A 17,989-nucleotide genomic window follows, 5' to 3' on the forward strand; every position below is an offset into this window, starting at 1 on the left:
CAGGAGGATGGAGGTCACGGGGATGAATTTTTCGCGGAAGGTGTCCATCTAGCGCGCCTCGCCAGCGGGGTGCACTCCTCTCCCCAACGGGGAGAGGGTGGCCGGAGCGAAGCGGAGGTCGGGTGAGGGGGTAGAAATCTTTCCGTCGAGACAAGCCAAGATCGTATCCAGGACCGCTCGGCGCTCAGCCAAAACTTCGTGATTCCAGAAGCGCAGAACCGAATAACCTTGTCCGTTCAGCCAGGCTGTCCTGGCGGGATCGGTCAGTGAATCCGCGTGTTGGCTGCCATCAAGTTCGACAATCAGCCCCTGCTCGCGGCAGACGAAGTCCGCGATGAAAGGTCCGAGCGGCACTTGCCGCACAAATTTGTAGCCGTTGAGATGACGTCCTCTCAATTCCCCCCAAAGCCGGTATTCAGCTTCGGTCTCGTCAAACCGCAGCTTTCGGGCGCGAGCGGTTGCCCCGACATTTCTCTTGGTCGGATCCGTCGGCGCCGCCCCCTCACCCGACCTCCGCTTCGCTCCGGCCACCCTCTCCCCGTTGGGGAGAGGAGCCAGCCGGTCGTTCGCCCCCTCAATCATCATAGCTGTGCCCTGCCCTCAAGCCATCGCGTACCCTGGCCGCGATCGCCAAAAATTCCGGCGTCTCGCGGATATCCAGTGGCCGCTCTTTTGGCAGCGTCGATTCGATGATGTCGGTAACCCGACCTGGGCGCGGCGACATGACGACGATGCGCGTCGACAGATACACCGCCTCGGGGATGGAATGGGTGACGAAGCAGATCGTCTTGTTGGTGCGCGCCCACAATTCCAGAAGCTGTTCATTGAGATGGTCGCGCACGATCTCGTCCAGCGCGCCGAAGGGCTCGTCCATCAGCAACAGGTCGGCGTCGAAGGCGAGCGCGCGGGCGATCGAAGCGCGCTGCTGCATGCCGCCGGAAAGCTGCCAAGGGTATTTCTTCTCGAAGCCGGAGAGGTTGACGAGCTCCATCGTGCGCTTGATGCGCTCGGCCTGCTCCGCTCTCGAAAGGCCGATGATCTCCAGCGGCAGCGTCACGTTACGCTCGATCGTGCGCCACGGGAAAAGGGCTGCCGCCTGGAAGACGTAGCCATAAGCGCGTTTCTCGCGCGCCTGTTCCGGCGTCATGCCGTTGACCGAGATCGTGCCCGATGTCGGTTTTTCCAGATCGGCGATGACGCGCAGCAAGGTGGTCTTGCCGCAGCCAGATGGGCCGATGAAGGAGACGAACTCGCCCTTGCCGATGGTCAGGTCGACTTTGGAGAGCGCCTCTACCGGACCGTCATTGGTCTGAAAGGTAAGGCCAAGTTTGCTTGCCGAGACGACGGCTGGCGATCGTCCCGTCATCGCTTGCTGCCTGCTTCTCGCAGCCGCCCAGGATGAAATGCCGTTGCATTCGCGTTGATGTTGCTTTCCACTCGTCCAATCCCACCCAATCGACGCCCGGAGCCTTGCCGATGTCGCCCAAACCCACTTGTCACCTTATCCGTCCTGAAAGCACTTATGAAGGCAAGCAGGGATTGACCTATTTTGCCGGCATTGCAGCCGAGACGGTCGGCTCGTCCGGCATCTGCATGCATCTGCTCACCCTGCCGCCTGGCGCCCGCGCCAAGGCGCATCTGCATGAAAGCCATGAGACGGCGATCTATGTGCTCTCGGGCGAGGTCCACACATGGTATGGCGACAGGCTCGAGAACCACATCGTCGTCAAGGCCGGCGACCTCTTCTACATCCCGGCCGGCGTACCGCATCTGCCGGCCAATCTGAGCAACGCCCCGTCCTCGGCCGTCATCGCCCGCACCGATCCCAATGAACAGGAAAGCGTCGTCCTGTTGCCGGAACTGGATGCGCTGGTGGCCTGACGCTGACGGGACTGCCGTCATTTGCACCGCGCCACTTCGCCCATGACATTGCCGTCGTCGTCGGCGACCGTCAGCTTCTTGGCGTTCTTGGCGCTGCGCTTGATGGTGAATTTGGTCGGCTCCTGTCCCTCTTCGCCTTCCGCCTCGCATGTTGCCGTCACCACCAGCGACCCATCAGCCTGCGCCTGCTTGTCCGTGAAGGTGCAGGCGCTGGCGGCGGTGACCAATGCCTCGTCGGTCAAAAGCAGCATCCGATCGGCGGCGACTTCCTGGCCGTTGCGGTTGATGCAGCCATATTTGTCCCCATAGGGTTTCGTCAGGTCGATGCCTGCCGCAAGGGCCTGACCCGCAGCCAGAACGACTATCATCGCAACAGACGGCCCCAAACCGCGCGCGCTCATTCCCCCAGCTCCAACGTCACGAACACGGTTGCAACGGCCCCATTTCTTCAAGACCGGGAATGGTCACGAAGAACCCACCCTCGCCCTTGTTGGTGACCACAACGGTTTCAGCCGTCGTCCCCGCCTCGCCTTCGGCGGAACAGGTCGCATCAAGCGATTGCGTGCCCGGCGCCCACGTCAATTGCTGCGCGAACCGGCAGCCGCTGCCATAGGTCTCGATGCCTTCGGCGGTCAGCACGATATAATCGTCCCGGCCCTGAAAACCGGCCTTTGCAAAGACACAGCCGGCATCGTTGCCCCAGGAGCCGGCCAGCCTCTCGGCCCCTGTTGCCGGACCAGCGACCACCATCGCCACGACCAGTGAAATGAGCGCCCCCGGGCTCCGCAACGTCAAACGCCTGTCGCCGGAATGCCGGTGCGTTCCACCTTGCGCGGCGCGGTAATGTCCTTCCAGGTCGACAGAGCCCGGTTGACCGCCGCGTTCGGCTCGCGGGCGACGAATTCGCCATGGCCGGGCTTGGCCTTGACCTCCGCTTCCTCGACCGACAATTCGCCGCGCGAAAAGACGAAGCGCGGCAGGCCGGTCACCTCAAAACCTTCGAAGACGTTGTAGTCGATCACCGATTGCTGCTTCTTCGAGGTGATGGTCTTCTTGGCGCTGGGGTCCCACACCACGATGTCGGCGTCCGCGCCTTCGACGATGGCGCCCTTCCTAGGATACATGTTGAGGATCTTGGCGATGTTGGTCGAAGTCACCGCGACGAACTCGTTCATCGTCAGCCGCCCGGTGTTGACGCCCGTCGTCCACAGCACGGGCAAGCGGTCTTCAAGCCCGCCAGTGCCGTTCGGGATCTTGGTGAAATCGCCGAGGCCGTTGCGCTTCTGCTTGGTGGTGAAGGCGCAGTGGTCGGTCGCCACCACCTGCAGCGATCCCGCCTGCAGGCCGGCCCACAGCGAATCCTGGTGCAGCTTGTTGCGGAAGGGCGGACTCATGACGCGGCGCGCCGCATGGTCCCAATCCTTGTCGAAATACTCGCTTTCATCCAGCGTCAGATGCTGGATCAGCGGCTCGCCGAAAACCCGAATGCCCTTCTGGCGGGCGCGGCGGATGGCTTCGTGGCTCTGCTCGCAGGACACATGCACGACATAGAGCGGCACGCCGGCCATGTCGGCGATCATGATGGCGCGGTTGGTCGCCTCGCCCTCCACTTCCGGCGGCCGCGAATAGGCGTGTCCCTCGGGGCCATTATTGCCGGCGGCGAGCAGCTTTTGCGACAGCGCCGCAACCACGTCGCCATTCTCGGCATGAACGAGCGGCAGCGCGCCGAGATCGGCGCAGCGCTGGAACGACGCGTACATCTCGTCGTCGTCCACCATCAGCGCGCCCTTGTAGGCCATGAAATGCTTGAACGAGGTAATGCCCCTGTCGACGACGGTGGCCATCTCGTCGAACACCTGCTTGCCCCACCAGGTGATCGCCATGTGGAAGGAGTAGTCGCAGGCAGCCTTCGAGGTCTTGTTGTCCCACATCTGCAACGCTTCCAGCAGCGATTGCTGCGGCGCCGGCAGGCAGAAATCGACCACCATCGTGGTGCCACCGGAAAGGGCCGCACGCGTCCCGGACTCGAAATCGTCGGCCGAATAGGTGCCCATGAACGGCATTTCGAGATGGGTGTGCGGATCGATACCGCCCGGCATGACGTAACAGCCGCTGGCGTCGAACTCATGGTCGCCATGCAGGTTCGAGCCAATGGCGACGATCTTGCCGTGCTGCATCAGCACATCGGCCTTCCAGGTGCGGTCGGCGGTGACGATGGTGCCGTTTCGGATGACTTTGGTCATTGTCGTGTTCCCTTGTTCTCTTCGCGCTTCTTGTGAGCGTCGTTTTGAATACAGATCTTAGTTCACGCCACGATCCCCGCTGTCTCTACCACCGCATGGAACAGCACGTCGGCGCCGGCGCCGGCCCATTCCTTGGTGATTTCCTCGGCCTCGTTGTGTGACAACCCGTCAACGCAGGGGCACATCACCATAGCGGTCGGCGCGACGCGGTTGATCCAGCAGGCGTCGTGGCCGGCGCCGGAGACGAGGTTGCGGTGGGAATAGCCGAGCCGTTCGGCTGCGTCGCGGATCGCCTTGACGCAGCCGGCATCAAAGGTGACCGGATCGAAAGCGCCGACCTGCTCGACCTTGTACTGGATGTCGAGCGCCTCACAGATCGTGTCGATGCCTTCGCGTATGCGCCCATCCATAGCGTCCAGCACTTCCTTCTCGGGCGAACGGATGTCGATGGTGAAGACGGTGCGTCCCGCAATGATGTTGCGCGAGTTCGGAAACACCTCCATGTGGCCGACCGCGCCGACGGCGTCGGGCTGGTAGTCCATGGCGATCTCATGCACCAGCTCGATCACGCGCGCCATGCCTAGACCGGCATTACGGCGCTTGGGCATCGGCGTCGAGCCGGTATGCGCCTCCTTGCCGGTCAGCGTTACCTGCAGCCATTTCAGGCCCTGGCCGTGGGTGACGACGCCAATGTCGATGCCTTCGTCCTCGAGGATCGGCCCCTGCTCGATATGCAGTTCGAAGAAGGCGTGGATCTTGCGGTCGCCGACCTTCTCGGTTCCCTTCCAGCCAATGCGCTCCAGCTCCTCGCCGAACTTTTTCCCCTGTTTATCAGTGTGCTGATACACGTCCGCCTGATCGAGCACACCGGCGAACACGCCGGACGCCATCATCGCCGGGGCAAAGCGCGAGCCTTCCTCATTGGTCCAGTTGGTAACGACGATCGGATGCCTGGTCTGGATGCCGAGATCGTTAAGCGAGCGAATAATCTCCAGCCCGCCGAGCACGCCGAGCACGCCGTCATATTTGCCGCCGGTCGGCTGCGTGTCGAGATGGCTGCCGACATAAACCGGCGGCAGGCTGGGATCAGCGCCTTCCCGGCGGGCAAACATGGTGCCCATTTCGTCAAGCCCCATTTCGAGCCCGGCCGCCTCGCACCAGCGCTTGAACAGATGCCGTCCCTCGCCGTCCTCGTCGGTCACGGTCTGGCGATTGTTGCCGCCGGCAATACCGGGGCCGATCTTCGCCATCTGCATGATGGAATCCCACAAACGGTCTGAATTGATTCGCAGATTCTCGCCTGGGGCGGCCATGCTCTAAAACCTCATCGGTTGCGGGGCGGCGGCGTCCCCCTCCCCCTCGAGGGGAGGGTGGCCGCGAAGCGGTCGGGTGGGGTCGCCCGCGACGCGCGCGACCTTCTCTTTGACCACCTGCGCGACGTGCCAAGCGCTGTTTATGACATCGGGCTCGTCAACACGGAAGACTTCAAATCCGAGCGATCGCAGATAAGCATCGCGAACGGCATCGTGCCGACTACCCCTGTCGTGTTCGTGCATGTCGCCATCGACCTCAACGATCAGCTTCACCGCCAAGCAGGCAAAATCCACGATGTACGGGCCAATCGGGCACTGACGGCGAAACTTGATGCCGGCTGATTTCAGGTCCCGCAGTTCATACCACAGCAGCGATTCTCCCTTGGTCGCGTGAATTCGAAGCGCTCGCGCCTTTTGGCGCATTTCGAAGCTCACGCGGGTACGGGGCATCAGGAGCGGCCTCGGAACAAAAGAGCAGGTCGGCGTCCGGTCGCACCGACCCCACCCGACCGCTTCGCGGCCACCCTCCCCTCGAGGGGGAGGGCTATCCGCGCCCGGTTTGTCAATCGATCGCCCTCAGCACTTCTCTGACATGGTCGATCAATTCGTTGATCTGGCCCTTGGTGATGATCAGTGGCGGCGACAGCGCGATGATGTCGCCGGTGGTGCGGATCAGCGCGCCGCGCTCGAACGCCTTGACGAAGGCCGAGAAGGCCCGCTTGGTCGGGCTGCCGGCGATCGGCGCCAGTTCGATCGCGCCGATCAGGCCGATATTCCTGATGTCGATGACATGCGGCTCGTCCTTCAGCGAATGCAGCGCATCTTCCCAGTAGGGCGCCAGTTCCTCGCCGCGGGTCAGCAGGCACTCTTCCTTGTAGGTGTCGAGCGTGCCGAGTGCCGCGGCGCACGCAATCGGATTGCCCGAATAGGTGTAGCCGTGGAAGAACTCGATCATGTGCTCGGGGCCGGTCATGAAGGCGTCGTGGATTTCCTTCTTCACGAACACCGCGCCCATCGGGATGACGCCGTTGGAGACGCCCTTGGCGGTGGTCATGATGTCGGGCGTGACGCCGAAATAATCCGCTGCGAACGGCGCGCCGAGACGGCCGAAACCGGTGATGACCTCGTCGAAGATCAGCAAAATGCCGTGCTTGGTGCAGATCTCGCGCAGTTTCTGCAGATAGCCCTTCGGCGGCAGGATGACGCCGGTGGAGCCGGCGACCGGTTCGACGATGACAGCGGCGATGGTCGAGGCGTCATGCAGGGCAACGATGCGCTCCAGCTCGTTGGCGAGTTCCGCGCCATATTCCGGCACGCCCTTGGAGAAGGCGTTCTTTTCCGGCAGATGCGTGTGCGGCATGTGGTCGACGCCGCCGAGCAGCGTGCCGAACATCTTGCGGTTGGTGACGATGCCGCCGACCGAGATGCCGCCGAAATTGACGCCGTGATAGCCGCGTTCGCGGCCGATCAGGCGGGTGCGCGCGCCCTCGCCCTTCACACGGTGATAGGCGATCGCCATCTTCAGCGCCGTTTCGACCGATTCCGAACCGGAATTGGTGAAGAAGACATGGTCCATGCCCTTGGGCGCGAGATCGACCAGGCGGTTTGCCAGTTCGAACACGATCGGGTGGCCCATCTGGAAGGCCGGCGCATAGTCGAGTTCGGCCGCCTGGTGCTGGATCGCCTCGGTGATCTTGGGACGGCAATGGCCGGCATTGACGCACCAGAGGCCGGCGGTGCCATCGAGCACCTTGCGGCCGTCGCTGGTGGTGTAGTGCATGTCCTTGGCGGAAACGAACATGCGCGGCGCCTGTTTGAACTGCCGGTTTGCCGTAAACGGCATCCAGAATGCGCTGAGATCGTTCGGCGTGACTTTCAGCCGGTTGGACATGACCAAGACTTCCCCTTGTAACCTGTTTCGGTGCGGCTAACGCTTGGTCTTTCCAAAGCTTGGTCTTTGCTGCGTTTTCATGCTACGCAAATTTTTGACCGATTGGACAAACGTTAGCACCGCCCTGTCGGCGGTCAAGGGATTACTAGCGGAAATGCGGCCTGCGAAGTGCGCTCCACGGGTAAGAGAAAAACTGGTCCAGAGAATTGGTCCAGATGAACCCTGCGGCCAAGGCTTGCAGGGGTGAGCGGCGCCATGGAAGGCTCAGCCCCTCGCCGCACCCGCATCCAGCAGGAAAAGCGCGAACTGATCCTGGAGGCAGCCCTCGAAGTCTTCTCCGCCAACGGCTTTCGCGGTTCGACCATCGACCAGATCGCCGAGGCCGCCGGGATGTCGAAGCCGAACCTGCTCTACTATTTCCGCCGCAAGGAAGACATCCACGAAACGCTGATGGAGCGGCTGCTGGCGACGTGGCTGGCGCCGCTACGTGAACTCGACGACATCGGCGACCCCCTGACCGAGCTCAGGAGCTACATCCGGCGCAAGCTCGAAATGGCGCGTGATTTTCCCAGGGAAAGCCGGCTGTTCGCCAACGAGATCCTGCAAGGCGCGCCGCGCATCATGCCGCTGCTGGCGGGTGAGCTGAAAACGCTGGTCGACGAGAAGGCCAACGTCATCAAGGGCTGGATGCGCGCAGGAAAAATCGCCCGCACCGATCCCTGGCACCTGATCTTTTCGATCTGGGCGACGACGCAGCACTATGCCGATTTCGATGTCCAGGTCCGCGCGGTGCTTGGGCCCGATCGCGGCGGCGACGGCCGCTTCGAGGATGCGGCGCGGTTTCTGGAGCAGTTGTTCATTGATGGGCTGAAGCCGAAGGGCTGACCTTGGGCGTCAGGCGCTGCGGCGCTCCGCCGGCATCGCCTCAAGCAAATTCTGCAGCTTCTCGATCGAATTCTGTTCGGCCAGCGGCGTGTAGACGATCAGCTTCATGTCCGAGCCGTCGTCGATCGACAGGCTCATATGCTCGAACGTCATGGCGCCGGCGCTCGGATGTCGGACATGTTTCACCCCCGACAATCGGCGTGCCACGTCGCGTTGCGGCCACCAGTCGCGAAACTCCGGACTTGAGCGCGTCATAAGCACGATCAGCCGCTCGAAATCCGCATCGCCCACATAGCGGGCGCTTTCCGCCCGGAACGAGGCCAGCACGGTGCGCGCCAATTGCTCCCAGTCAACCAGCAGGAGCCGGTGATGCGGATTGGTGAACACCATGTGGACGATGTTGCGGGCGTCGCCCTCTAGCAGGCCATAATCACCGAACACCGCTACCGCCGCCGGATTCCAGGCCAGCACATCCCAGCGCCGCCCGACGACATAGGCCGGCTGCAGCACCAGGCTCTCCAGCATATGCATTAGCGGGCCATCGACCTTTTCCGGCGCAGCCACGCGGTTCTCCGGTTGCTGGCGGCCTGCCAGGATGAACAGATGCCGCCTTTCAACGGCGTCGAGGCGCAGCGCTTCGCTGAGCGCCGCTAGCACCTCCACCGAGGGTCTGACCTCGCGCCCCTGCTCTAGCCATGTGTACCAGGTGGTGCCGACGCCGGCGATCATCGCCACTTCCTCGCGACGCAAGCCTGGCGTGCGTCTCCGCAGGCCGGTCGCGATGCCGGTGGCGGACGGCGTCAATCTTTCGCGGCGCGAGCGCAGGAAGGCGCCAAGCTCGCGCCGGCGGCTGTCTTCAGCGGAGTGCGTGGGGGCATCCATGAGAGCTATTATAGCAGTATTGATACCAGGATAAAGTTTGAACTGTTTGGGCTGAGTCAGGCGCCCCATCTTCCATCCAGAGAGATGGAGGCTCTGAATATGGATCTGAAAGACAAGACAATCCTCATCACCGGTTCGACCGACGGCGTCGGCCGTGTCGTCGCGCAAAGGCTGGGCGCCGGCGGCGCGCGCGTGCTGGTGCATGGCCGTGACGCGGCTCGCGGCAAGGCAACCGTCGCAGAAATCGAATCCGCCGGCGGCAAAGCCGAGTTCCTCGCCGCCGACCTCGCCTGGCTAGCCGAGGTCCGCCGCCTTGCCGAGGCCGTACGCGCAAAAACCGACCGGCTCGACATCCTCATCAACAATGCCGGCATCGGCACGGCCGGCGCCAAGCGACAGCTCAGCGCCGACGGCTTCGAACTGCGCTTTGCGGTCAACTATCTCGCCGGTTTCCTGCTGACCTCGGAACTGCTGCCGCTGCTCAAGGCGAGTTCGCCGGCGCGCATCGTCAACGTCGCTTCGGCCGGCCAGCAGGCGATCGATTTCGGCGATGTCATGCTGACACGTTCCTATGACGGCGTGCGCGCCTATTGCCAGAGCAAGCTGGCGCAGATCCTGTTCACCATCGACCTGGCCGGAGAGTTGAAAGGCAGCGGCGTCACCGTCAACGCTCTGCATCCAGCGAGCTACATGAACACCACCATGGTCCGCCAAGCCGGCGTGACGCCATGGAGCTCGGTCGAGACCGGCGCCGACGCCATTCTCAACCTCGCGACATCGCCCGCCCTGGAGGGCCGCAGTGGCCTCTATTTCGATGGCCAAAAGGAATCCCGCGCCGAAGCACAAGCCTATGACGCCAAGGCCAGACAGCAATTGCGAACCCTGAGCCTCGACTTCGTCGGCCAGGCTTCCCCACAATCGAAGGAACAGCATTCATGACCGGCAAGATCGAACACACGGTCGTCGTCGGCGGCTCATCCGGCATCGGCCTGGCAACGGCGCGAAAACTGCTAGGCCCAGGCATGAAGGTGACCATCACCGGACGAAACCAGGACAAGCTCACCAGCGCCTGGAAGAGCCTCGGCGGCGCCGCCGAAAAAGCTGCCTTCGATGCTTCGAAGCCGGACGAAGTCCGCCAGTTCTTTGGGGAACTCGGACCGTTCGATCACCTCGTGCTGGCTGCCAGCGGCGGCAAGGGACTTGGGCCGTTCGAAACCCTCGACCTCTCAGACATCGCCGGCGGCGTCGACGAGAAAGTCCGGCCGCAGCTGTCCTGTTTGCAGGCAGCCTTGCCGACGCTCAACAGATCGGGATCCGTCACCTTCATCTCGGCGGTTTCGGCACAATTGTCGGCGCCCGGCGTGGCTGGCATTGCCGCCGTCAACGGCATGCTGCTGACCGTGGTGCCGATCCTGGCGGTCGAACTGAAGCCTCTGCGCGTCAACGTCGTGGCGCCCGGCGTCATTGATACGCCCTGGTGGAACTTTTTGCCGGACGAGCAGCGGCAGGCGGTGTTCAGTGAATATGCCGGCAAGACTCCTGTGGGCAGGATTGGCCACGCCGAAGATGTTGCCGGCGCAATCGCCTTCCTCGTCTCCAACGGCTTCATGACCGGCCAGGTGCTGACCTGCGATGGCGGTTTGCGCTTCGCGGCGTAGCAAATGGTGTTGCAATGGCTTCCCGCCGCCACTGCGGCCACCAAACTACTGGCTCGCCACCACGCCGACACCAACGGACACAACGATGAAAATTACCAAAATCAAAACGCCAACTGAATTTGCCCTCTGGTAGATGGCATTTCCGGAGCCGAGTTTTGTCCTCAGAAAAAGGAGGACATCTGGGGACATTGCCGCTAGAAAAATCACTAGAAACTGAAATGCCCGATAAATTCAGGCTGAAACCGCTTTTCCACAAAGGGGTACAATATGATTGACGCATATACGAGATAGAAGACGAGCGTGAATCGAGTTGGTGAGCTTGTCAAACCAAGTGACGAAAGAGCGCTTTTCTCTTCAGATTCGTGTAGAAAATACAATACACTCAAGATGCTTGCTGTGAAATAAATACTTAGCAGAGCGTACGAATTTCTGGCGCTAATTGCATGGACATAATTTAGGGCAGCTACCAAGGCCACCGTCAGGAGCCCCACCACAAGCAACCATCTCAGCGCAACGCGTCTTTTACCTTTAAGAATGTACATTGATTGCCCCACACGTCGCATCAAGGATCAATACCGTAACGGTCTTAACTCTAAGTATCGAAGACAATGATAAATGGCGACGCCATGGTGGCAGCGCCATTGCCGACTAGAGCGACTGCGCGATCAGCGTCAGGAATCCGCCGGCGAGCGCGACATTGCCGACGAAGCCGTTGATGCGCGAGGCCCGGTCCGGGCCCTGATGGTCCCAGAAATTGTGGAACATCGGCGTCGCGACAATGAGAAACAGCACCAGCACAGCACTGGCGATCGCGGTCCACAGGCCGGCCATCACCAGCGCGCCGGCAATGGTCTGCAGGACGATGCCGGCCCACAACGCCAATCTCGCCTGCGGCACGCCGCGCGCGGCCATCAGCCCGGTCAGGAACGCCTCGTTTTGAACATTGCGCAGTCCCGCGACAACGAAGGCGCCGCCAAGCAACAGGCGGCCGAGAAACAACAGGGTCGAAGGCAAATCGACAGGCATGAAATCTTCCCCGTACTTAAGCATGAAACAGGTGGAGCGCCGCCCTTTCGACGGCGCTCCATGACTAACCGGACGGTCAGGCTGCTTTGGCAGCCGGCATCGGGTGAATGGCGTGGAACGGGATGCAGAGCCGGTTCCAGGTGTTGATCATGCCGATCGCGACCGACAGCTTGACCAGTTCCTCTTCCGAGAAGTGCTCTAGCGTGCGGGCATAGAGTTCGTCCGAAACGCCATTGTTGGCGATCAGGGTCGTTGCCTCGGTCCAGGCAAGCGCCGCGCGTTCGCGCTCGGAAAACAGCGGCGATTCCTGCCAGGCCGAAACCAGATAGAGCCGTGTCTCGGTTTCGCCATCGCGCCTCGCCTCGCGGCTGTGCATCTCGACGCAGTAGGAGCAGCCATTGATCTGCGAGGCGCGGAGCTTGATCAAATGCAGCAGGCTCACTTCAAGCCCGCATTCGTCGACCGCCTTGTTAAGCGCCGACACGGCTTTCATGATCTCAGGCGCCTTTGCGAAGAATTGCAGTCTCTGTTTCATCGTCTTTCCTTTCACATCTGTTTGGCGGGGGATTAAATCTGTTTGGTCGAAGCGGGTTTCTGCGGCCGCTGATGGCGCGCGACAAAGGCACAGCTGGCGGCAAACGATCGCGGATCGCCTTCGGCCTTGTAATCAGCCACGATGTCGGACAACCGGGTTTCCGCGAGGGCCGCGCGATAGGCGCGCTCGGCCTTCAGCATCGCGGCATTGATGCCGCACGGCTTCACATAGGCCGAAGCATCGATCTTGACCGGGCCGCGCTGGCGGATCTCGCCGCAGCGGAAGGCCGGCTCGCGACCCTCGACCGCAAGCACGATATCGAGCAGCGTGATGCGCTCGGCCGGACGCGCCAGCCGGTAGCCGCCCGCCGGTCCCGGCACCGATTCCAGGATGCGCGCAGCAGTCAGCTGGTTCAGATGTTTCAGCAGATAGCTCGGCGACAGGCCGAAGGACTCTGCCAAAGCAGCACCCGGCATCGTGCTGTTGCCCTCCACGCTGGCCAGTGTGGCCGCGCAATGGATGGCCGCTTCTACACCCTCGCCCAGCTTCACGATGTTGCGCTCCTATTCATGGATATCTTTTATCCTAGATAAATCTTATCTGCAATAGGAAAATGAAAAACGGCGCTCGAAAGCGCCGCTTTTTTCTTCGACCCGTTCCCTACTCTGCGGCCACCTTGGCCATCGGGTTGTTCGGGTGCGTCGTCCAGTTGGCATAGACCGGCGACACCGGCTTGCCGGTGCGCTGGTCCATGACGCCGGCGGCCAGCGGCTCCATGGTGATGCAGTTCTCGACCGGGCAGACATTGACGCACAGATTGCAGCCGACGCATTCGGCCTCGATCACCTCGAAATGCCTGACGCCGTCGACCATGTTGGTGATTGCCTGGTGCGAAGTGTCCTCGCAGGCGATGTGGCAGCGGCCGCATTTGATGCAGGCGTCCTGATCGATACGCGCCTTGGCGATGTAATTGAGGTTGAGATACTGCCAGTCGGTAACATTGGGCGTGGCGCGGCCGACAATGTCGTTGAGCGAGGCGTGGCCTTTCTCGTCCATCCAGTTTTCGAGACCGGCGATCATCTCCTGCACGATCTTGAAGCCGTATGTCATCGCCGCCGTGCACACCTGCACATTGCCGGCGCCGAGCGCCATGAATTCAGCCGCATCGCGCCAGGTGGTGATGCCGCCAATGCCGGAGATCGGCAGGCCGCGCGTTTCCGGATCGCGGGCGATCTCGGCCACCATGTTCATGGCAATCGGCTTCACCGCCGGGCCGCAATAGCCGCCATGCGAGCCTTTGCCGTCGATGGTCGGCTGCGGCGCGAAACTGTCTAGGTCGACGCCGGTGATCGAGTTGATGGTGTTGATCAGCGACACCGCGTCGGTTCCGCCGGAGAGTGCGGCGCGCGCCGGCTTGCGCACATCTGTGATATTCGGCGTCAGCTTGGTGATGACAGGCATGCGGGTGTTGGCCTTGCACCAGCGCACTACCATTTCGATGTATTCAGGCACCTGGCCGACAGCCGCGCCCATGCCGCGTTCCGACATGCCGTGCGGGCAGCCGAAATTGAGCTCGATGCCGTCGGCTTCGGTCTCCTCGACCACCGGCAGGATCGCCTTCCAGCTTTCCTCGACGCATGGCACCATCAGTGAGACGACGATGGCGCGGTCGGGCCAGTCCTTCTTGACCTGTTTGATCTCGCGCAGATTGACCTGCAAATCGCGGTCGGTGATCAGCTCGATGTTGTTGAGGCCGAGCAGGCGCCGGTCGGCCCCCCAAATCGCGCCATAACGCGGGCCGTTGACGTTGACCACCGGCGGACCTTCTTCGCCCAGCGTCTTCCACACGACGCCGCCCCAGCCCGCCTTGAAGGCGCGGATGACATTGTAGGCCTTGTCGGTCGGCGGCGCCGAAGCCAGCCAGAACGGATTGGGCGATTTGATGCCGACGAAATTGTTGCGGATGTCTGCCATGACAGGTCCCTTTCAACCGAGACGAAGGAGCATTTCCACGGGTGCGAGAATGCCGCCTTTAAGCGCGGGGGTGAGATTGGCGATCTTGGTGCCGGCGTTCTCGCCCATGATAAGATTAACGCCAGGCGGCGGCTTTTTTCCTTCCGCCTGCGCCGCAGCCATGCGCGCCCGTATCGTGTCGAAAAATTCGATGGCGAAGGCGCCACGAGGGCGCTCGGCGGTTACAGAGAACCCCGCGGCGGCGGCAGCCGAACGATAGTCGTCGGGCGTGGCAACGAAGGACATGCTCTCGTCGGATGCCCATGGCAGCGGATAGGTCAGCGCACCTGCCTTGAGCCGCATCACATCGTAGACGGCAAAGACGCCGCCCGGCTTGAGCACACGCGCCGCCTCGCTCATCAGCTTTTTCTTGTCGGGAAGATTCATGCCGACATGCAGGATCATGGCCGTATCAAAGCTTTTGTTGCTGAACGGCATGTCGAGCGCGCTGCCCTGCACGAACCGGACTTTGTCGGCCATTCCCACCCGCTTCGACAGGCTGGTCGCGATGTCGACATAGCTTCGCGTCAGATCAATGCCGGTGACATCGGCGCCGGCATTGTTGGCGGCGAAGCGGGCTGGACCACCCACGCCGGAACCAATGTCGAGCAGCCTGGCCCCCGGCTTCAAACCCATCTGGCCGATGAGTTCCCTGGTGGCGGCGATACCGCCAATGTGGAACTCGTCGACCGCTTCGAGATCGCCAGCGCGTAGATGGGCAATTTCCACGCCGGTATCGGCGAGCACGGCAAGAATGTGCTGCTCAAGATCCGAGACGTCGTAGTGACGCGCGATGCCTGATTCCACTGAGGCCATGATCTCTATCCCTGTGCCAGACTCCGGTTGATGCTCTCCGCCGCATCGCGGCCTTGCGCGACGGCCGATACCGTCAAATCGTCGCCGCCAAAAATGCAGTCGCCGCCGGCCCAGACATTGGCGAGCGAGGTGCGCCCTTCTGCGTCGACCTTGATGCGGCCGGCTTCGAGTTCGATCGCAGCACCGCTGCCGTTAAGTGCCGCCGGCACAAAGCTCTGGCCGATCGCCTTGAACACCTGGTCGGCGGCCAGCGTCAGCCGCTCGCCGGTGCCGACAAGCGTGTCGCCGTTCATCGCTGTGTATTCGAGCTCGATGCCCGACACTTTGCCACCTTCGACAATGACCCGCTTCGGCTGCAGCCAGTGGCGGATGGTGACGCCGTTGGCGGCTGCCAGATCCTGCTCGAACTCGGAAGCGTTCATGTGTTCCTGGCCGCGCCGGTAGCAGATCGTCACCTCCTCGGCGCCGAGCAGCTTCGACTGCACGGCGGCGTCGATCGCCGTCATGCCGCCGCCGATGACGACGACGCGCCGGCCGACCGGCAGGCTCGCGAGATCGCTGGCCTGGCGTAGCCCGGCGATGAACTCGACCGCATTGACAACGCCATCGGCGTCCTCGCCATCCGCGCGCAACGCATTCACGCCGCCTAGCCCCATGCCGAGGAAGACGGCATCGTAATTCCGGATCAGGTCCGACAGCCGGTAGTCGCGGCCGAGCGCCCTGCCGTTCTGGATATCGATGCCGCCGATCCCCGTGACATAGTCGACTTCGGCCTGGGCGAAATTGTCGATGCTCTTGTAGGCGGCGATGCCGTATTCGTTGAGGCCGCCGGCCTTCGGGCGGGCTTCCAGTATGGTCACCTCGTGGCCATGGCGGGCGAGCCGGTGCGCCGCGGCGAGGCCGGCCGGACCGGCGCCGACCACGGCGACCGACTTGCCGGTCGATTCAGCGCGCGAATAAAACTGCTTGTGCTCGGCCATGGCGACATCGGTGGCGTAGCGCTGCAGGCGGCCGATCTGCACCGGCTTGCCTTCCGCCACCTCGCGCACGCAGACCTCTTCGCACAGCGTCTCGGTAGGGCAGACGCGGGCGCACATGCCACCCAATATGTTCTGGTCGAAAATCGTCTTGGCCGAACCGATCGGGTTGCCGGTCGAGATCTGGCGGATGAACAGCGGAATGTCGATCGAGGTCGGGCACGCATTCATGCACGGCGCATCGTAACAGAAATAGCAGCGGTCGGATTCGACCAGCGCCTCGTGGTGATCGAGCGGCGGATGCAGGTCGGAAAAATTCTCGGCGTACTGGTCGGCGGCAAGCCGGCCGCCGGCAATGCCGTCCTTGAACTGGCCTTCTGGCATCGTCAGTTCCCCTGTTTTCGTTTTGGGGAAGGCTAGCACGTTTTATTTTTTTATCAATTGGTCAATTTTCGACCCAAGCCGCTGAAAAGACTAGCTGATAATATGATTTAGTTCCTCATGTTATGAGTGACGGTTGCGTCCTCAAAGAGGGGAGCGCGACAAGCTCCAAGTCGCGGCAAGCTGTTCCAGGCCAGCGCGAAATGATAGGGCGCTTGAGCACGATGCGCGGCTTTCATTCAACGGAGAAGGCGATGACCGATGATAGGGAGACGGCTCACCGGTGGGAGCCCGTGGGAGATTTACCTCTGGCTGCCTGTCAGGTGTGGCGTCTAAAATCCGACAATAACTTTGAGCTGACCGTCGAAGGCGACTTCGGGACATCGGAACGAACTCTCAAGATCGATTTTCAAGGGGTAGTAGCCCTGGCTGCCCATGATGACATGCTGGGACTGACCAAAATCCGTGCGGACACCTCGATCCCATTGATTGGATCTGGCAGGCAAGCCTCCTACAGGTGGCCGATCCTGCGAGTGGAGAACTCGCACTGGTTGCGATCGACACTTGGCCCGACAGAAGACTGTACGCATTTTCTGCTGCTCAGTCTCGAATGCACGGTTGAGGTCATTGCTCGTGAAGCCACTCCTTCTTGGATCTGATCACCCGGGGAGCGAAACGCCTTGAAACCGCATACGCTCCGGCACAGGCCAAGATTGGTGGCTGTTCGCTACGAAGGTGCCAGCTGTAGGCTGGCATCTGAGCGGCCGCCATGGATCGACCTGATCTCGTCGGCAACCAGTTGCTGCAGCCGCCACAGATTGCGGTCGCGGATGCCGAATTCCTCGAGGTGGCTGACGGTGTTGTAGAGATATTCCGCGCCCGAGCCGACATGGCCGCAGGCTCTGGCAAGCACCCCCGCCACCGTGTCCAGCGGCTGCCCGAGCGAGGTTCCCCTGCCCGTCACCCCGACCCAGAAGCCGAGCGCCCGTATCCGGCCCTGCTGGGTGCGCACGGGAACCCACCGGACCGAGCTGACACTCTCATGATCGTCGATCTCGCGCCGCAGCAGTCTTTCGATCTGCTGCGGCTTGTCGCCGTCGGGCAGACGGTAGATGACGCCGTCGCATCGGCCGCCGCGTTCGAGCGCCATCATCAGCCCCGGCTGCGCGACGCTGCCGCGCCAGCGCACCATGTCGAGGCAGAAGGAGCGATGCCAGCCAAACGCAGTGGCGCGCTGCCGTTCGACGGACTCGAAAGCCGGCTTCCAGATCAACGAGCCATAGGCGAACACCCATAGCGGCCCCGCATCCGCTTCGTTGGAGAGCCGCGCGGCAAGAGCACGGAAATCCTCGTCGTTCAGCTGCGTCCAGCTGCCGTCGGGTCCAGGATCGACCTCTTCGCGATGGCACAGTGAAACAAGCTCAGGCGTGAGCGACATAAGGCGCATGAAGCGACAACCCCTCGTTTGCCCAAGGAAAGTCGAAAACC

The 17,989-nt window shown here is 62.2% G+C and carries 21 protein-coding genes; 5 read left to right on the top strand and 16 right to left on the bottom strand.

Annotated elements, in window-relative coordinates; all coding sequences use genetic code 11:
• Positions 1–48: 48 nt before the first annotated feature.
• The gene (locus NKJ80_RS29565; protein WP_352498848.1) at positions 49–585 is read right to left on the bottom strand and encodes an endonuclease domain-containing protein; all 537 of its coding nucleotides are present in this window, start codon (positions 583–585) and stop codon (positions 49–51) included.
• Entirely contained in the window at positions 575–1,366 is a 792-nt protein-coding gene (locus NKJ80_RS29570) for an ABC transporter ATP-binding protein (RefSeq protein ID WP_352498849.1), read from the bottom strand. Before NKJ80_RS29570 ends, NKJ80_RS29565 begins: the two co-directional genes overlap by 11 nt.
• Positions 1,367–1,476: 110 nt before the next feature.
• On the opposite strand from NKJ80_RS29570, the gene NKJ80_RS29575 reads away from it, so the two are divergent.
• Entirely contained in the window at positions 1,477–1,881 is a 405-nt protein-coding gene (locus tag NKJ80_RS29575; protein WP_031193071.1) for a cupin domain-containing protein, read from the top strand.
• 17 nt (positions 1,882–1,898) lie between these two features.
• On the opposite strand, the gene NKJ80_RS29580 is transcribed toward NKJ80_RS29575, so the two are convergent.
• The 6 genes from NKJ80_RS29580 to aptA all read right to left on the bottom strand — a co-directional run bounded on the left by NKJ80_RS29580 (position 1,899) and on the right by aptA (position 7,328).
• On the bottom strand, positions 1,899–2,282 hold the full coding sequence (locus tag NKJ80_RS29580) for a hypothetical protein (protein ID WP_023729378.1): 384 nt from the start codon (positions 2,280–2,282) through the stop codon (positions 1,899–1,901).
• A gap of 16 nt (positions 2,283–2,298) precedes the next feature.
• Positions 2,299–2,676 (bottom strand): hypothetical protein, encoded by a 378-nt coding sequence (locus NKJ80_RS29585; protein ID WP_023668216.1) that lies wholly within the window; start codon positions 2,674–2,676, stop codon positions 2,299–2,301.
• Positions 2,673–4,124: a dihydropyrimidinase gene (gene hydA / locus NKJ80_RS29590; protein ID WP_023668215.1), complete on the bottom strand. Its 1,452-nt coding sequence runs from the start codon at positions 4,122–4,124 to the stop codon at positions 2,673–2,675. Before hydA ends, NKJ80_RS29585 begins: the two co-directional genes overlap by 4 nt.
• A gap of 62 nt (positions 4,125–4,186) precedes the next feature.
• On the bottom strand, positions 4,187–5,437 hold the full coding sequence (locus tag NKJ80_RS29595; protein ID WP_352498850.1) for a Zn-dependent hydrolase: 1,251 nt from the start codon (positions 5,435–5,437) through the stop codon (positions 4,187–4,189).
• Positions 5,438–5,440: 3 nt separating this feature from the next.
• Positions 5,441–5,887 (bottom strand): endonuclease domain-containing protein, encoded by a 447-nt coding sequence (locus tag NKJ80_RS29600; RefSeq protein ID WP_023725396.1) that lies wholly within the window; start codon positions 5,885–5,887, stop codon positions 5,441–5,443.
• Positions 5,888–5,999: 112 nt separating this feature from the next.
• On the bottom strand, positions 6,000–7,328 hold the full coding sequence (gene aptA / locus NKJ80_RS29605; RefSeq protein WP_023817919.1) for an omega-aminotransferase AptA: 1,329 nt from the start codon (positions 7,326–7,328) through the stop codon (positions 6,000–6,002).
• A gap of 255 nt (positions 7,329–7,583) precedes the next feature.
• On the opposite strand from aptA, the gene NKJ80_RS29610 reads away from it, so the two are divergent.
• Positions 7,584–8,213: a TetR family transcriptional regulator C-terminal domain-containing protein gene (locus NKJ80_RS29610; protein WP_023668211.1), complete on the top strand. Its 630-nt coding sequence runs from the start codon at positions 7,584–7,586 to the stop codon at positions 8,211–8,213.
• Between the two features lie 9 nt (positions 8,214–8,222).
• Here NKJ80_RS29610 and NKJ80_RS29615 read toward each other — a convergent pair whose 3' ends face one another.
• Positions 8,223–9,095, bottom strand: coding sequence for a helix-turn-helix transcriptional regulator (locus NKJ80_RS29615; protein WP_023817918.1), 873 nt, complete (start codon positions 9,093–9,095; stop codon positions 8,223–8,225).
• A gap of 99 nt (positions 9,096–9,194) precedes the next feature.
• Between NKJ80_RS29615 and NKJ80_RS29620 the strand changes: the two genes are divergently transcribed.
• A complete protein-coding gene (locus NKJ80_RS29620) occupies positions 9,195–10,034 on the top strand; it encodes an SDR family oxidoreductase (protein ID WP_352498851.1) in 840 nt (279 codons plus the stop codon).
• A complete protein-coding gene (locus NKJ80_RS29625) occupies positions 10,031–10,753 on the top strand; it encodes an SDR family oxidoreductase (RefSeq protein ID WP_352498852.1) in 723 nt (240 codons plus the stop codon). The genes NKJ80_RS29620 and NKJ80_RS29625 overlap by 4 nt, the downstream gene beginning before the upstream one ends.
• A gap of 648 nt (positions 10,754–11,401) precedes the next feature.
• Here the strand turns inward: NKJ80_RS29625 and NKJ80_RS29630 are convergent.
• The 6 genes from NKJ80_RS29630 to NKJ80_RS29655 all read right to left on the bottom strand — a co-directional run bounded on the left by NKJ80_RS29630 (position 11,402) and on the right by NKJ80_RS29655 (position 16,504).
• Positions 11,402–11,779 carry a DoxX family protein gene (locus NKJ80_RS29630; RefSeq protein ID WP_023690828.1) on the bottom strand — a complete coding sequence of 126 codons (378 nt, stop codon included), beginning with the start codon at positions 11,777–11,779 and terminating at the stop codon, positions 11,402–11,404.
• A gap of 76 nt (positions 11,780–11,855) precedes the next feature.
• Positions 11,856–12,314, bottom strand: a complete 459-nt coding sequence (locus NKJ80_RS29635; protein WP_023690827.1) for a carboxymuconolactone decarboxylase family protein — start codon at positions 12,312–12,314, stop codon at positions 11,856–11,858.
• Between the two features lie 32 nt (positions 12,315–12,346).
• A complete protein-coding gene (locus NKJ80_RS29640; protein WP_023697058.1) occupies positions 12,347–12,865 on the bottom strand; it encodes an RrF2 family transcriptional regulator in 519 nt (172 codons plus the stop codon).
• Between the two features lie 109 nt (positions 12,866–12,974).
• Positions 12,975–14,288 carry an NAD-dependent dihydropyrimidine dehydrogenase subunit PreA gene (gene preA, locus NKJ80_RS29645; protein WP_023668204.1) on the bottom strand — a complete coding sequence of 438 codons (1,314 nt, stop codon included), beginning with the start codon at positions 14,286–14,288 and terminating at the stop codon, positions 12,975–12,977.
• A gap of 12 nt (positions 14,289–14,300) precedes the next feature.
• Positions 14,301–15,143 (bottom strand): class I SAM-dependent methyltransferase, encoded by an 843-nt coding sequence (locus tag NKJ80_RS29650; RefSeq protein WP_352498853.1) that lies wholly within the window; start codon positions 15,141–15,143, stop codon positions 14,301–14,303.
• 5 nt (positions 15,144–15,148) lie between these two features.
• Positions 15,149–16,504, bottom strand: a complete 1,356-nt coding sequence (locus tag NKJ80_RS29655) for an NAD(P)-dependent oxidoreductase (RefSeq protein WP_352498854.1) — start codon at positions 16,502–16,504, stop codon at positions 15,149–15,151.
• 212 nt (positions 16,505–16,716) lie between these two features.
• On the opposite strand from NKJ80_RS29655, the gene NKJ80_RS29660 reads away from it, so the two are divergent.
• Positions 16,717–17,160, top strand: coding sequence for a hypothetical protein (locus tag NKJ80_RS29660; protein ID WP_156935986.1), 444 nt, complete (start codon positions 16,717–16,719; stop codon positions 17,158–17,160).
• Between the two features lie 68 nt (positions 17,161–17,228).
• On the opposite strand, the gene NKJ80_RS29665 is transcribed toward NKJ80_RS29660, so the two are convergent.
• On the bottom strand, positions 17,229–17,948 hold the full coding sequence (locus NKJ80_RS29665; RefSeq protein WP_023687984.1) for a gamma-glutamylcyclotransferase: 720 nt from the start codon (positions 17,946–17,948) through the stop codon (positions 17,229–17,231).
• Between the last annotated feature and the right edge of the window lie 41 nt (positions 17,949–17,989).

It is taken from the genome of Mesorhizobium sp. M0030, from assembly GCF_040323695.1.
GTDB lineage: Bacteria > Pseudomonadota > Alphaproteobacteria > Rhizobiales > Rhizobiaceae > Mesorhizobium.